Raw genomic sequence first — 14,877 nt, 5'->3', positions numbered from 1 at the left:
CAATCGAAACCGGACGGAAGGCGGGCTCAGGCCCGCCTTTGCCTTTCCTGCCGTCACGGCCCGTCAGGCGGGTTTGCGACGTGCGCGCCGGTTGCCAATGCGGCCAGTCATTCGCAGACCGTCCCGCATGTTGAGACCGAGCAGCACGACATTGACCGCGCCCGCGAGCAATTCGACGATCTGCACCGCGTAAAAAGCCGCATCCAACTGCCCCTGTCCGGCCTTCCACGCCAGAAAGAACGCGGCGGGCGCCAGAATCAGGATACCGTTGGCGGCGATGAAGGGCATACGCCTCTTCTTCTCCATGCCGAGGCCACCGGTGCGCCCTCTGTTGAGCGCCATGCCGGAGCCTCCGGCAATCGCCAGCGAGGGAACGAGTAACAGGAACCCCCATGGTATGGCCTGTTTCACCAGCACGATCATCGGTATGGTGCCAAACAGTTCGACAAGGGCCGTCGACAGCCAGAATGACAGAATTGTCAGCAGGGCGAGAGCGCCGGCAACGGGATGGACAAGACGAGTCATGGCAATCGCTCCATTTATATACCTTGCTATATATAATTATAGATAGTCAGCTATTCAATAAGGTGGATGATGTTCAATAAGGTGGATGATGTTCGATAAGGTGGATGATGTTCGATAAGGTGGATGATGTTCGATAAGGATTTCTCGGCTGGTTATCTGGCCAATCACATGGCCCGCCTTTTCGCGATCGGCTTGCAGCGCAGGATCGCGCCGCTGAACCTTGCGCCGGCGCAGTTCATGACGCTGCTGGAATTATGGGAGGATGACGGGCTGACCCAGGCCGAGCTGGTCGGGCGGCTCGATGTCGAACAGGCGACGATGGCCAATACGCTGAAGCGCATGGCGCGAGACGGGCTGATTGAGAGAAAGCCGCATCCGAAAGACGGCCGCGCCCAGCAGAACTGGCTGACCGAGCGGGCGCGCTCGCTTCAAGAGCCGGCAACGAAAGCTGCGAGCGCTGTCAACGAAGCCGCTCTGGCGGGACTGACGCAGTGGGAACGGACCGCGCTGATCGAACTCATGCGCAACACCATCGCCAATCTGCAGAAGACGCAGCGGCCGTCTTGAGCACCGACTATCCCGAAACGCCGGACGGGCGCTATTTCGTCGCGAAGGGTCGGCTTTGGCGGAAATCCGATCCGCGCCTTTCGGAGGAGGAGCGGCAGGCGGCCGTTGACGATCTGATGGACGCCCGCAGAGCGGTTCGCGATGCGCCTGACGATGAAACGAAGCGGGCGGCCCGCAACAGGGTGGACGCCGCCAAGCGCCGTCTCGGCGAACGCGGCCCCGTTTGGTGGGACGATGGCGCGCCGGACGAAACGCGCAAAGCGCCGTGGAACACCGCCTATGCGGAGTGGTGGAGCGCCCTGTCGGAAGAGCAAAAAGCGAAAGGCGATCCCCGGCGCTGACAGGTTCGGGACGAACCGCTCGCCGCAGCCGGATCGCGCGAAGCGATCAGTGCCGGAAGTGGCGCATTCCGGTCATCACCATGGCGATGCCGTTCTCGTCCGCAGCCGCGATCACCTCATCGTCACGCATCGAACCGCCCGGCTGGATGACCGCCGTCGCGCCGGCTTCCACCGCCGAAAGCAGGCCGTCCGCGAAGGGGAAGAAGGCGTCCGAGGCGACGACCGAGCCCTTCGACAGCGGTTCGGACAGGCCGGCGGCCTCGGCGGCGTCCGCGCTCTTGCGCGCAGCGATGCGGGCGCTGTCGACACGGCTCATTTGTCCGGCACCCACGCCCACCGTCGCGCCGTCCTTGACGTAAACGATAGCGTTGCTCTTCACATGCTTGGCGACGCGGAAAGCGAAGCGGAGATCGGCCATTTCCTGCTCGCTCGGCGCGCGCTTCGTCACCACTTTCAGGTCCAGATCGTCGATCCGGCCGAAATCGCGGTCCTGCACCAGAAGCCCCCCGCCGACGCTCTTGACCATCGCGCCGCGGGCGGCGGCGTCCGGCAGCCCGCCGGTGAGCAGCAGGCGCAGATTCTTCTTCGCCGCGATGATGGCCTTGGCGTCCTCGCTGGCATCCGGCGCGATGATGACTTCGGTGAAGACCTTCACGATTTCTTCTGCCACTTCGGCATCGAGCGCCCGGTTCAGCGCAACGATTCCGCCGAAGGCCGAAACCGGGTCGCAGCGCAGCGCCTTGCGATAGGCGTCCACCAGCGTCTCGCCCTCAGCGACGCCGCAGGGATTGGCATGCTTGATGATGGCGACGGCGGCGGTCGTCTCCGGCTCGAATTCGGCCACGAGCTCGAATGCGGCGTCGGTGTCGTTGATATTGTTGTAGGAAAGCGTCTTGCCCTGAAGCTGCGTTGCCGTCGCGACGCCGGGCCGGCCGGTCCCGTCGGCGTAGAAGCCGGCACTCTGATGCGGGTTCTCGCCATAGCGCATGACGGCTGCGAGCTTGCCGCCAAAGGCGCGATAGTCCGGCGCGTCCACCTCCAGCGTTTCGGCGAACCAGCCGGAAATGGCCGCGTCATAGGCCGCCGTGCGCGCGAACGCCTTGCCGGCCAGCCGCTGGCGGAACGCGTAGGTCGTCGCGCCGTCATTCTCGGCCATCTGCGCCAGAAGCGGCGCGTAGTCGGAGGGGTCCACAACGATGGAAACATAGGCATGATTCTTGGCCGAGGCGCGCACCATGGCCGGCCCGCCAATATCGATATTCTCGACCGTCAGCCTGTATTCACCGCCGGCCGCGCGCACCTCTTCGAACGGGTAGAGATTGATGATGGCCAAATCGATCGCGCCGATCCCGTGCTCGTCCATCGCGCCCCTGTGGTCGGCATCATCGCGGATGGCGAGCAACCCGCCATGAACGTTCGGATGCAATGTCTTGACGCGCCCGTCCATGATCTCCGGAAAGCCGGTCACGTCGGAGACGTCCTTGACCGCAAGGCCGGCTTCGCGGATCGCTTTGGCGGTGCCGCCGGTCGACAGCAGTTCCACGCCCCTTTCGCTCAGCGCCTTTGCCAGATCGATCAACCCCGTCTTGTCGGAAACCGAGAGCAGTGCGCGGCGGATGGTCACGCGGTCGGGCGGAGTGATGGCTTTTGCGGCGACGGCCATGGGGCATATCCTGTCGATGAATGGCAAGCCGGAAAAGGGCTCGCTAAGGCGTACGGGTGGAGATGGCGCGCCCCTAGCACGATGTCTGTCCGATGGCGAGATGGGGGGCGCCCTTCACCGGTTTCGAAAGGCGGCTCCTGTCAGTTTTCGTAGACGAAGCCCCACTCTACCGCCAACGGCGCGGTCACCTCCGATAGCGCGATTTCAATCTGCCGGGTGGCGAGGGGATCGCCGGTCCGCCCGAGATAGAGGCTGTCGGTCAGTTCTGCATGATGGCCATCGACCACGAAGCGCCAGCGGCGGCCGCCATTCGTGGCAAGGATGAGCGATCCGTCCCGGCTCGGCCAGGCTTCGACCGCCGGATGAAGGTGAAAGCGAAGCGTCACCGGCGCATCGATTTGGAGACCCGGTCTCCGCCCTGTCGACGTCAGCCGGTCGATCCCGGCAAGCGAGCGGCCGTCGGGGGCGAGAATGAGCGAGCGTTCGTGGATGACTCCGAAAGGGGCCGTGTAGCCGTCATGAGTCATGATCGCGCGATGCGGTCCCTCGCGCTCGATACTGACATTGAGAGGTCCGATAAGGGGCCGGCCGGCCCATTCCAGCAGCCCGCCGGCCCTCGCGAACTGCACCGAAGAGCGGTCCCCGATCGTCAGGGTCGAATGCGCGGCCGAGACCCGCGACAGGCCGAAGACGGTCGATGCCGGATCGCGCGCCGCCCCGCAATTGACGACAAGAGGATCGCCCTCGGCGGACATTTCGAAGGACAGGGCACCGGCATGCGCATGGCCGGAGAACGCCAGTCGCGGCGGTCCGCCCACATCGGCCAGAAGAACACAGTCTCCAGCCGCGAGGCGAAGGTAATGGGAGGCGGCGGCGAGACCAGCGGGTTGGCCCGCAGTCGCGTCTTCCGCCAGAAGCGCCTGGACCCAGTCGGGATTCACCCACCCTCCGCCATTGAAGCGCGCCAGCCGCCCTTCGCCCATATCGAAGAAGCGCAGCAGGACGAACAGGCGCTCGATGGCTTCGTTGATCGGTTTCGGCGGGGCCCGTCCCAGATGCCCATAGGCCTGGCGAAGCAAGAGAAGGTCGTCCAGAATGACCGGTAGAGCGGACGGATCGCGGCTGGCATGGCCGCCATCGGCCAGCAATTGGCTATCCAGCTCCGCAAGAAACGTCTTCTGCGCCCGATCCAGTCGTTTGCGGCCGTCCGAAAGGCAGAGCGCGAGCGCCAAAAGCGCTGCCCGACCTCGCAGCCGGTCGAGCGGTTCCGGCGCAGGCGCGACCGCCCGGCGCAACCACCGCGCATGGCGGACAAAACCGCGACCGAGCTGTGATGCAAAACGCGACTCCGCCCCACGAAACAGAAGCGGCGCGCTCATGAGCCATTGCAGCACCCGTTCCGCTGCGATGCCGACATTGCGGCCATTGCGCGTAGCGAAAAGCGGACGCGCCAGATAATCCTCGACCAGAAACCGCGCCTGCGCCGCCGCAAGATCGCTATTGGCTGCCTGGAAATCGGCCAGCCAGACAAAACGCTCCAATTGCCGTTGCCAGGCATCCGGCACATCCGCGCGCGCGAACGGACCGTCAGCGCCGACCGCGATCGTATGGCCGGCCAATTGCCATTCGCCGGAATAATAGGCGCGTGCCCGCCCCGGATCGCCCGCCATCAGACGTGCCGGAGAGAAAAGAAGGGCCGGCGGCGTGGAGACGGGGCGAAGCGCGCGCAGTCGCGCCAGCCGTCCGGTCCGCAACGGGCTGACCAGTTGCCGGCCTGCAACGTCTGCAAACAGACGAAACAGCGATCCGAAATTCCCGACTATGGCCAATGTCCCATTCGAAATTCAAAAATCGACGTGTTGTTCTAGGCCCGGCAGCGGCTTATCACCAAGCGTCACCGGTGGATAACTCTTTCACAGCCTGCGAAAACGCGCGGCGAAGAAGCCGTCCACACCGCCAAGATTTGGCCAGTCGTCTGGCGTTGTCCGGATCCAACCTTCCGCCGTAACGGCCTGTTCGAACCCCGAAATCTCGTCGGCTGTCACCGGCAGCGGTTCAACCTGCTCGTGATCGGCAAAGGCAGCCGCCACCGCTTCGCCCTCGCGGCGATCGAGCGAACAATTGGCGAAGACGACAACCCCGCCGGGTCTGACGAACGCGATACACCGTTCGAGAAGATTTGCCTGCAACGCCGCCATCTTCTCCACGACAGCGTCCGATTTGGTCCAGGGGATATCGGGATGGCGGCGCGCCGTGCCAGTCGACGAACAAGGCGCGTCGAGAAGGACGGCATCGAACGGCGTTTCCGGCTGCCACTTTCGCAGATCCGACTGCACCGTTCGGGCATTCAGACCGAGCCGGCGGAGATTGCCTTCAAGCCGGCGCAGCCGGGAGGTGGAGATGTCCACCGCCGTGACGTCGGCACCGGTCCGGGCAAGCTGCGCCGTCTTGCCGCCGGGCGCGGCGCAGAGATCGGCGATGCGCATATCCGGTTTCGCGCCAAGAAGGCGCGCCGGTAGCGTGGCGGCGGCGTCCTGCACCCACCATGCGCCTTCTTCGAAGCCCGGCAGTGTCATGATCGACGGCGTATTGTGCGGCAGCCGCAGCGAGCCGTTCGGCAGAAGCGTGGCGTCCAGTCGTTCCGCCCAGCCCGTCGCGTCGTCCTTTACGGTCAGATCGACCGATGCTTCCGACCGGTGGGCTTGCAGAATGGCCTTCGATTTTTCCGCGCCGTAGTCGCGTTCTAGGGCATCGGCGAACCATTCGGGCGCGTTGGCCACAGCGGCCATGATCCGCTCGCGCCTGTCAGCCGGCATTCGTACGATGCCGCGCAGCACGGCGTTCACCAACGCGGCGAAACGCGACAGGCGCGGATCGGCATTGGCGGCGGTGACCGCAAGATCGACTGCCGCGCTGTCGGGCACGGACAGATGCACGATCTGTGTAGCGCCGACATGCAGCAGATGATCGAGCGCGCGCGCATTGGGCGGCAGGGGACGATCGAGCATCTCGGCGATCAAGGCCGACAGGCTGCCTCGATGGCGAAGCGCGGTCAGCAGAATGGCGCGGCAGAGCGCCCTGTCCCGCCCGTCCAACGCCAGATAGGCTGGATTACCGTTCTCATCGTCGGTAAGCGCATCGAGGGGCGTTGCTTTATCCACGACCGCCGCTAGAAGACGCGCCGCCGCCAGACGAACGTCGAGACCTGGCTTATCCGGATCGATAGGCCGCTCGGCGTAAGGCTTGGACTTGCCGTGCCGTTTGGGTCGGCGTGCTGGTTTGGTACTCACGCCCAAGGACCGCGGCGGCCCGCGCCGGTCGGCACACGCGCCCTGCCCGGCTGGACGCTGACGCGCGCAGAGCCACCGCCCCCGCCCATGTCTCCGGCTATCTCCTTGAGCGCGGCAATGCGGTTCGCGGTCGCCGGATGGGTCGAGAACAGACTATCCATCCGCTCGCCGGACAGCGGATTGATGATGAACATATGAGCCGTCGCAGGATTGCGCTCCGCATCCATGTTCGGGATCGCTTTGGCGCCGCCGGCAATGCGTTGCAGCGCGCTCGCCAGCGCCAGCGGATCGCCGGAGATTTCCGCACCGCGCCGGTCGGCGGCATATTCGCGGGTCCGGCTAATGGCCATCTGCACGATCATCGCCGCCAGGGGCGCGACAATCATGGTGGCCAGCAGTCCGATGACGCCGAGCGGGTTGTTGCCGCGATTGCCGCCGAAGAAGAAGGCGAAATTGGCCAGCATGGAGATCGCGCCGGCGAGCGTCGCCGTGATGGTCATGATCAGCGTGTCGCGGTTTTGCACATGGGCCAGCTCGTGCGCCATGACTCCCGCCAGTTCACGCTCGTCGAGCTGGCGCAGCAGACCGGTCGTCGCGGCAACGGCGGCATTTTCGGGGTTGCGACCCGTGGCGAACGCGTTCGGCTGGTCGTTCTCCATAATGTAGACCTTGGGCATGGGCAGGCCGGCATTCTGCGAAAGCCGCTCGACCATGCGGTAAAGGCCCGGCGCGCTTTGCGCATCGACCTGCCGCGCGCCGTGCATCTTCAGCACAAGCTTGTCGGCGTTCCAGTAGGAAAAGGCATTCATCACGACCGCCACGCCGAAGGCGATCATCATGCCGCTGCGTCCGCCGATCAGAAAGCCGACGCCCATGAAGAGCGCCGTCATGAAGGCGATGAGCATTGCCGTCTTCACATAATTCATCGAACCGGCCCGTCCTTGTCGAGGGATGCACAGTGTAGGTTGAAGCCATATATGGGAGGCAGGACTGAAAGGATCAATCGAGGCCGCCATGACGAACAACACCGACAATGCAGGACGCGGCGACAAGGTTGCCGATGGGGCGGAACCGAAACGGCGCTTCGACGATCTGCCGCCCGCCGCCCAGCGCGCATTGAAAGAGGCCCAGGAACGCCGCGAGAAGATCGACGCCTTTGAAGATGCCATGCCGCGCGAGATCGACGGGCGTGGCGGCCGCGAGCCGGTTCGCTACGGCGACTGGGAGAAAAAGGGCCTCGCCATCGATTTTTAAGGCAATTTCACCACGCAAATCCAAAGCGTTGCGCCAATGTTACAGCAAAAAGGAAAATTGTCCGCTAGATGCTTGTCAATGCAGGGATTCGCCGGGATGGCGGGTCGGGAACGAAGAATGAATTGACGAGGCACACCCATGTTCAAAGTCACGCTTCTCGCAACAGCGCTGGGATTTTCCGCAACGGCGGCTCTGGCAGCTGATGTGGTGGTATACGATCCGCTACCGGTAGCCGAAAGCTTCAGCTGGACCGGTCCCTATGCCGGCCTGCAACTGGGTTACGGCTGGGCCGATACCGACTGGACCTATCGGACGGGCGGCGATACCCTTGATGTGGACCCCGACGGCGTCTTTGGCGGTCTCTATGCCGGCTATAGTTTTCAGTTCGACTCTTTCGTCGCCGGTGCCGAGATCGAGGCGAGCCTCGCCGATATTGACGGCGAGACAGATTGCCCCTCGGCATTGTTCGACTGCCGGGCGGAAATCGATGCGTTCGGTTCGCTCCGCGCGCGCTTCGGCTATGCAGCAGACCGCTTCCTCGTTTACGGCACCGGTGGCCTGGCGCTGGGCCACATGGAAACCGAGACCGAAGACTTCGCAGCGAATGTGAACAGCGAGAGCAAGGTCCTTCTCGGCTACACCGTCGGCGGCGGCGTGGAGACCATGCTTGGCTCCAACTTCGTTCTGCGCGCGGAATACGCCTATTACGATTTCGAGGACGCAGCCTTCACTGTGGATGCAGGCAACGAGATCGATACCGATCTCGACATGCACACGGTTCGCTTCGGCCTCGCCTACAAGTTCTGATCGGCGCATACCGTTCGGTAAGCGGCCCGGAGACCCCTTTTCGGATTCACGGGCGCTGCAACCACAGTTAGAATCGCACCATGCGATTCGCCCTTGTCATACTGTGCACCCTGGCGCTTCCGAACGGCGCCGTGGCTGGAGATATTGTCTCCGGCCCGGTAGCCGTTTCGGTCGTGAACGTGATCGACGGGGACAGTTTCGTTGCCGATGCGCTGGTTTGGCCCGGCATGCGCCTTCGCTATACGGTACGCGTGAAGGGGATCGATACGCCAGAGACACGGCGGCCGGGCTGCAAGGCTGAAAAAGTAGCCGGCATGGCCGCCACTCGTCGCGCCGAAACGCTCCTGCGGTCCGGTCCGGTTACGCTTCAAAATGTCGAGGCGGACAAATATTTCGGTCGCGTGCTGGCCGATGTGCGCATCGACGGCTCCAAGGATATGGCGACCACCATGATCGACGAGCGCTATGCCCTGCCCTATCGCGGCGGCAAACGCATCGACTGGTGCGATGGCGGCGGCGTGGCCGCGCAGGTGATCGACCGGATCGTCGTCGGCGCGACGGAGCGATAGGGACCAGGCTTCGGCTAGGCGACCCTGTCAGGTATGCGCCGCACATCCGGGCTGGCAACCAGCGATCCATCGCCCCCACGCCCCTTTTCCGATGCCGGTCTGGCTGTCCTTTGCTTCAGGCGCCCGACGAATTCCAGCCAGTAGGCCAGCGCGAAGAGAAGGCCGCAGCCACCGATAACGAGGACCGCATCCGGAAGCGGCCCCGGTTCGGCGACCATCCGCAGCGGCTGCAGGATCATCGCCAGGATCGTGCCGGCGATGAAGACCGGCAAGGCGTGGCGCCCCATGACGGCCAGCGGATTGTCGATGTCCCGGCGAAAGAGTCGCGACAGCGGCGGAAGCGTCACGATCAGATAGGCCGCCGCCAAAACGTGGAGCAGGCGAAAGGTCGACAGAAAGGTCTTGTCGAAGCCGGTCAGCACCCTTGGCAGATCGAACGACACGTCGATGCCCCAGAGCGGTATGCGGACCCACAGAAGCGACAGGATCAGATAGAAGCCGGCAAGGCCGATCAGCGCCGGATGGCGCGGCAGGGTGCCGCCGGCGCGGATATGCAGCATCGCCCCCACACCGATGAAGAACAGGAACTGCCATGAGAGCGGGTTAAGAAACCAGATTCCTTCCATCGGCCAGTTGGGCGGGCCGATCCGCATCAGGCCGCATCCGAGCCAGAGCGTGAAGCTGAGCCCCAGCATGGCGCTGATGCTGCGCCGGCCGATCAGGATCATCGGTGGCAGCATGAGCAGCATGACGACATAGATCGACAGGATATTGTTGTAACCGAGCTGATGGGTCATCAGGACGATACCGGCGAATGCCTTCGCGGGATGCTCCATCACCGGGCCGATCGCAATCTTCTCCATCAGATCGGGCCGCGCCCAGAGCACCGCGAAAAAGCCGAAACTGGCCAGCGTGAAGAGCGTTGTGCAAAGCTGCGCAATGTAGAGTACGCCGGCGCGCCGCCAGGCCTTGAGCGTCGCAGCGAGCGCCGTTCCGGGCCGAAATTTCGAGCCATAGGCCATGCCCGCCGAAAGCCCCGAAATGAGCACGAAAGCTTCGGCCGCGTCCGAAAAACCGAAATTCTTATGCGTCAGAAACTCCAGCGGATTCTGTGGCACGTGATTGATGAAGATCGATAGCAGGATCAGCGCGCGGATCACGTCGATCCGCGTATCACGCACTGTTGGCGCGGAAGGGGTCATGGAATGTCGGTCACCAATCGGTGGGACGCGATGGCGCATTGAACACGAAGCCGCATATGCCGCCCTGTCCCGTTGCAGTCCCTTGCTTGAGCGGGTCCGTTGCTAAAGCGCCCAGATCATGGCGGCACGATGGCCATGGTCCAGGAGAAGCGGCAACCGGAAGGGAAAAGGGCCCGTCTTTTCAGACGGGCCCCGTGTTTTCCGTTCATGGTGCGGTCGTCAGCCGGCCGATCGAAGTCGGCGATAGCCGCACGTCATGCGCTGTCAGCGGGAAGGTTGCTTCCCGCGAAGGCAATCCGCCGAGACCACATCACGGAACTGGTAAACACTCGACATCAGATCACCTCCTTTCGTTCGTTGAACACGAATCGGAGTGTGGGGATTTTCCACGGCCCGCGCAAGAGGGCGAAATTTCCGATTTCAAAGGAAAACCCCGCCCGGATCGCTCCGGGCGGGGTTCGTTTCGTTCAGCACTCTGCGCTGTCAGTGGTCGGTCGCCGCACTCGCTCCACGAGGGGTACGGACGCTTTCCACCAGCTCCTTGATGTGTGCGGGCACATCGCCCGTCATCTTGGAGACCACGATGGCCACCAGGAAGTTGAGCAGCGCACCGACAGCGCCGACCGAGGTCGGAGCGACACCGAAGAACCAGTTCTCCGGCACATCGGCCAGCTGGTTGGTATCCGGAATGAAGAACCAGCCCTTGTAGATGAAGATGTAGATGACGGTGAAGAACAGGCCCGCCAGCATACCGGCGACCGCGCCGGTCCGGTTCACCGTCTTGGAGAAGATGCCCATCATCAACACAGGGAAGATGGAGGCAGCCGCAAGGCCGAAGGCGAGCGCCACCGTCTGAGCGGCGAATCCCGGCGGATTGAGGCCGAGATAGGTCGCCACGCCGATCGTCACCGCCATCGCAATCCGGGCCCACATCAGTTCCGCCCGCTCCGAAATGGTCGGATTGATGGCGCCCTTGATCAGATCGTGGCTGACCGCCGAGGCGATGGCGAGCAGCAGACCGGCGGCGGTCGAAAGGGCCGCCGCAATACCGCCCGCCGCAACCAGCGCGATCACCCAGCTCGGCAATTGCGCGATCTCCGGATTGGCAAGCACCAGGATGTCGCGGTTGACGTCGAGCTCATTGCCCTGCGGGGAACCGGCGAGCGCAGCCGCCGCTTCTTCATTGGCGTCGTTGTAATAATTGATCCGCCCGTCGCCATTCTTGTCCTCGAACTTCAGAAGACCGGTGACTTCCCAGTTTTTCATCCATTGCGGACGCTCTTCATATTCGAGCGCTTCGGCCTGCGTGCCGTTCGGATAGACGGTGTCGATCAGATTGAGGCGGGCCATGGCGCCGACCGCAGGAGCGACCAGATAAAGAAGAGCGATGAACACCAGCGCCCAGCCGGCCGAATAGCGCGCATCGCGCACCCGAGGCACGGTGAAGAAGCGGATGATGACGTGCGGCAGGCCTGCCGTACCGATCATCAGCGCCAGGGTGAACAGCACCATGTTGAACATGGACGAGTTGAGCGACGTGTATTCCGCAAAACCCAGATCCGTCACCACCTGGTCGAGTTTGACCAGAAGCGGCGTACCGTCCGACACCTCGCCGAAGAGACCCAGCGGCGGCAACGGGTTGCCCGTCAGCTGCAGCGAGATGAAGATCGCCGGAACCGTATAGGCGAAGATCAGCACCACATACTGCGCCACCTGCGTGTAGGTGATGCCCTTCATGCCGCCGAACACCGCGTAGAAGAAGACGATCGCCGCGCCGATGAAAAGGCCGGTCGCATTGTCGACTTCGAGGAAGCGCGAGAAGGCGACGCCGACGCCCGTCATCTGTCCGATGACATAGGTGAGCGAAATGACGATCAGGCAGAACACCGCAACGAGACGCGCCGTCCTGGAATAGAAACGGTCGCCGATGAATTCCGGCACGGTGAACTTGCCGAACTTACGCAGATAAGGCGCAAGCAGCATGGCCAGCAGCACATAGCCGCCCGTCCAGCCCATCAGGAAGGAGGAATTGCCGTAGCCGGTAAACGCGATGAGGCCGGCCATGGAGATGAACGACGCCGCGCTCATCCAGTCGGCGGCCGTCGCCATGCCGTTGACCACGGGATGGACGCCCCGGTTCGCGGCATAGAACTCGGATGTCGAACCGGCCCGGGAGACCCAGGCAATAATGACATAGAGGAGGAAGGATCCACCGATGAAGATCAGATTGAGTGCATACTGGCTCATCGAACTTACTCCTCGTCAAAATCGTATTTGCGATCCAGCGCATTCATGCGCCACGCATAGATGAAGATCAGTGCGATGAATGTCAGAATTGATCCCTGCTGGGCGAACCAGAACCCAAGGTCGGTTCCACCGATTTCGATACCGGCAAGCAACGGACGCAAGATGATGCCAAATCCGAACGACACCAAAGCCCATATAACGAGCAGAATAACCATGAGCCGCTTATTTTCGGCCCAATAGGCATCCGCTTTCGATGATTGATCGTTCATGAAATCCTCCCCTTTGTAACGACCGCTGCGACTAGCCGTTCTCCCAAATGCATCGGCCGCCCGACAAACTCCATCGATGCTCATTAAACGAACATGACGGAAGTAGACCAGCCTTTTCCCCCGTTCTTAGACCATGTGTTGAGAGGTCTGGAACGGTCTCAAAGGTGCTGCCGGGCTCTCCTCCCCGGCCTGCGCTAGAGCGAAAAATATCGCGGGCAGGCAACCGAGCCTAACCGCTGGCGTTGCAAAAGGACAGACGATCGAAAGGACTCTGCCCCAATGGACATCATCCGCATTATTCTGGCCATTCTCCTGCCGCCGCTCGGCGTGTTTCTGCAGGTTGGCATCGGCCTGCACTTCTGGCTGAACATCCTGCTGACACTGTTTGGCTACGTGCCCGGCATCATCCACGCGCTCTGGGTGATCCTGCGGAAATAAGCACAATGCGATGGGCCGGTCTCCAAACTGTCATCCCGGCGCAATGGCTCTGTCATGAGATTCGGCGATCCTTGCGGCGTTGTGTCGCCAAAGGAGCCATTCATGAACCGCGCCCATCGCCTGACCCGCCGCCATTTTCTCGCAACGACCGGCGCGGGCGGCCTTCTCGCCGCCTCTGGTCTCGCTCTCCCATCCTATCTCCGCGCCGGTCAGGCGCCGTCCTTCACCCACGGCGTCCAGTCGGGCGATATCGGCCCCGCATCCGGCATGGTCTGGACCCGTACCGACCGCCCCGCCCGCATCATGTTCGAAGCGGCGACGACCGAAAGCTTTGCGGACCCGATCCCGATGGCCTCGCTCGATGCGCTGCCCCAGAGCGATTTCGCGGTCAAACGCCTGATCGACGACCTGCCGGCCGATCAGACGGTCTTCTACCGGATGAGGGCAGCCGATCTGTCGGACATCAACAGCGTATCGGAGCCGGTCACCGGTTCGTTCCGCACCGCGCCGACGCAAAAGCGTGATATCCGCTTCGTCTGGTCGGGCGACACTGCCGGCCAGGGCTGGGGCATCGACGAAACCGGCATGAAGACCTACGCCACGATGGCGAAGCATGAGCCGGACTTCTTCATCCATTCGGGCGATACGATCTATGCCGACGGCCCGATGACCGATACTGTCGATCTGCCGGATGGCGGCGTCTGGAAGAACGTCGTTCTGACCGACGAGAAGCGCAAGGTCGCCGAAACGCTCGACGAGTTCCGTGGCCAGTGGAAGTACAACATGCTGGACGAGCATGTGCAGGCCATGAACGCCGCCGTGCCGACCCTCTTCCAATGGGACGACCACGAAGTCGTCAACAACTGGTCCGACGCCAAGGATCTTTCCGCCGACGATCGTTACAGCGTGAAGGACATTCACCTTCTGGCGGCACGCGCTGGCCGCGCCTTCCACGAAATGACGCCGATCTCCTACACCCCGGCGGAGCCGGGCCGCGTCTACCGGACGATCAACTACGGCCCCTCGCTCGACATCTTCTTCCTGGATCTGCGCTCCTACCGCGACGGCAATAGCGAAGGCCTTCAGGAAAGCGGCGGCGAGAATACGACCTTGCTCGGCGCAAAACAGATCGCCTGGCTGAAGAAGGCGCTGACCGAGTCTCGCGCCACCTGGAAAATCATCGCCTGCGATATGCCGATCGGCCTTCTGGTCTGGGACAAGATCAACGACACCACGAAACATGTCGAGGCGATTGCCAATGGCGATGACGGCCTGCCCAAGGGTCGCGAAATGGAGATCGCCGATCTGCTGAAATTCATCAAGGACAACGCCATTGCGAACACGGTCTGGCTTACGGCGGACGTGCACTATACCGCAGCCCATGAGTACCATCCGGAACGCGCGGCCTTCCAGGATTTCGAACCCTTCTGGGAGTTCGTGTCCGGCCCTCTTCACGCCGGAAGTTTTGGCCCGAACGGGCTGGATATGACGTTCGGCCCGGAAGTGAAATACGTCAAGGCGCCGCCGGAAGGTCAGGTCAACCTGCCGCCCTCAGCCGGCCTGCAGTTCTTCGGCCTCGTCGATATTGACGGTAGCACCGAGCAGATGACGGTCCGCCTGATGGATCGCGACGACAACGAACTCTGGAAGACCATGCTCGATCCGAAAAAGAGCTGAAGCGCTCGACCAGAAAAGGCCCGCCGGT

At 62.8% G+C, this 14,877-nt stretch carries 15 protein-coding genes; 7 read left to right on the top strand and 8 right to left on the bottom strand.

Features of this window, described 5'->3' with window-relative positions; translation table 11 throughout:
- Nucleotides 1-63: 63 nt before the first annotated feature.
- Entirely contained in the window at nt 64-525 is a 462-nt protein-coding gene (locus B7H23_RS05780; protein ID WP_094076362.1) for a hypothetical protein, read from the bottom strand.
- A gap of 123 nt (nt 526-648) precedes the next feature.
- On the opposite strand from B7H23_RS05780, the gene B7H23_RS05775 reads away from it, so the two are divergent.
- On the top strand, nt 649-1,092 hold the full coding sequence (locus B7H23_RS05775; RefSeq protein ID WP_094076361.1) for a MarR family winged helix-turn-helix transcriptional regulator: 444 nt from the start codon (nt 649-651) through the stop codon (nt 1,090-1,092).
- Nucleotides 1,089-1,433 (top strand): hypothetical protein, encoded by a 345-nt coding sequence (locus tag B7H23_RS05770; RefSeq protein WP_094076360.1) that lies wholly within the window; start codon nt 1,089-1,091, stop codon nt 1,431-1,433. Before B7H23_RS05775 ends, B7H23_RS05770 begins: the two co-directional genes overlap by 4 nt.
- A gap of 46 nt (nt 1,434-1,479) precedes the next feature.
- Here the strand turns inward: B7H23_RS05770 and purH are convergent, their stop codons facing one another.
- The 4 genes from purH to htpX all read right to left on the bottom strand — a co-directional run bounded on the left by purH (nt 1,480) and on the right by htpX (nt 7,312).
- Entirely contained in the window at nt 1,480-3,096 is a 1,617-nt protein-coding gene (purH, locus tag B7H23_RS05765) for a bifunctional phosphoribosylaminoimidazolecarboxamide formyltransferase/IMP cyclohydrolase (RefSeq protein ID WP_094076359.1), read from the bottom strand.
- Nucleotides 3,097-3,236: 140 nt separating this feature from the next.
- Entirely contained in the window at nt 3,237-4,925 is a 1,689-nt protein-coding gene (locus B7H23_RS05760; protein WP_094076358.1) for a heparinase II/III family protein, read from the bottom strand.
- An 84-nt stretch (nt 4,926-5,009) separates the two neighbouring features.
- Complete coding sequence (locus B7H23_RS05755) at nt 5,010-6,386, bottom strand: RsmB/NOP family class I SAM-dependent RNA methyltransferase (protein WP_094076913.1); 1,377 nt, start codon at nt 6,384-6,386, stop codon at nt 5,010-5,012.
- Nucleotides 6,383-7,312 (bottom strand): zinc metalloprotease HtpX, encoded by a 930-nt coding sequence (htpX, locus tag B7H23_RS05750; protein ID WP_094076357.1) that lies wholly within the window; start codon nt 7,310-7,312, stop codon nt 6,383-6,385. The genes B7H23_RS05755 and htpX overlap by 4 nt, the downstream gene beginning before the upstream one ends.
- Nucleotides 7,313-7,400: 88 nt before the next feature.
- Here htpX and B7H23_RS05745 point away from each other — a divergent pair, with 88 nt between their 5' ends.
- From B7H23_RS05745 to B7H23_RS05735, 3 genes are all read left to right on the top strand, one after another.
- A complete protein-coding gene (locus tag B7H23_RS05745; RefSeq protein WP_094076356.1) occupies nt 7,401-7,640 on the top strand; it encodes a DUF1674 domain-containing protein in 240 nt (79 codons plus the stop codon).
- Between the two features lie 138 nt (nt 7,641-7,778).
- A complete protein-coding gene (locus tag B7H23_RS05740) occupies nt 7,779-8,447 on the top strand; it encodes an outer membrane protein (RefSeq protein ID WP_094076355.1) in 669 nt (222 codons plus the stop codon).
- 80 nt (nt 8,448-8,527) lie between these two features.
- Entirely contained in the window at nt 8,528-9,016 is a 489-nt protein-coding gene (locus tag B7H23_RS05735; protein ID WP_094076354.1) for a thermonuclease family protein, read from the top strand.
- A gap of 14 nt (nt 9,017-9,030) precedes the next feature.
- Here B7H23_RS05735 and B7H23_RS05730 read toward each other — a convergent pair whose 3' ends face one another.
- The 3 genes from B7H23_RS05730 to B7H23_RS05720 all read right to left on the bottom strand — a co-directional run bounded on the left by B7H23_RS05730 (nt 9,031) and on the right by B7H23_RS05720 (nt 12,818).
- The gene (locus B7H23_RS05730; RefSeq protein ID WP_094076353.1) at nt 9,031-10,218 is read right to left on the bottom strand and encodes an OpgC family protein; all 1,188 of its coding nucleotides are present in this window, start codon (nt 10,216-10,218) and stop codon (nt 9,031-9,033) included.
- A gap of 483 nt (nt 10,219-10,701) precedes the next feature.
- Nucleotides 10,702-12,465 (bottom strand): sodium:solute symporter family protein, encoded by a 1,764-nt coding sequence (locus B7H23_RS05725; protein WP_094076352.1) that lies wholly within the window; start codon nt 12,463-12,465, stop codon nt 10,702-10,704.
- Between the two features lie 5 nt (nt 12,466-12,470).
- A complete protein-coding gene (locus B7H23_RS05720; RefSeq protein ID WP_240534984.1) occupies nt 12,471-12,818 on the bottom strand; it encodes a DUF4212 domain-containing protein in 348 nt (115 codons plus the stop codon).
- A 195-nt stretch (nt 12,819-13,013) separates the two neighbouring features.
- Here B7H23_RS05720 and B7H23_RS05715 point away from each other — a divergent pair, with 195 nt between their 5' ends.
- Nucleotides 13,014-13,172, top strand: a complete 159-nt coding sequence (locus B7H23_RS05715) for a YqaE/Pmp3 family membrane protein (RefSeq protein ID WP_094076350.1) — start codon at nt 13,014-13,016, stop codon at nt 13,170-13,172.
- Nucleotides 13,173-13,274: 102 nt separating this feature from the next.
- A complete protein-coding gene (locus tag B7H23_RS05710) occupies nt 13,275-14,849 on the top strand; it encodes an alkaline phosphatase D family protein (protein ID WP_094076349.1) in 1,575 nt (524 codons plus the stop codon).
- The last annotated feature ends 28 nt before the right edge of the window (nt 14,850-14,877 follow it).

The sequence above is a fragment of the Notoacmeibacter marinus genome, from assembly GCF_002238045.1.
GTDB classification, from domain to species: Bacteria; Pseudomonadota; Alphaproteobacteria; order Rhizobiales; family Rhizobiaceae; genus Notoacmeibacter; species Notoacmeibacter marinus.
This window is presented reverse-complemented; position numbering and strand designations above follow the sequence as displayed.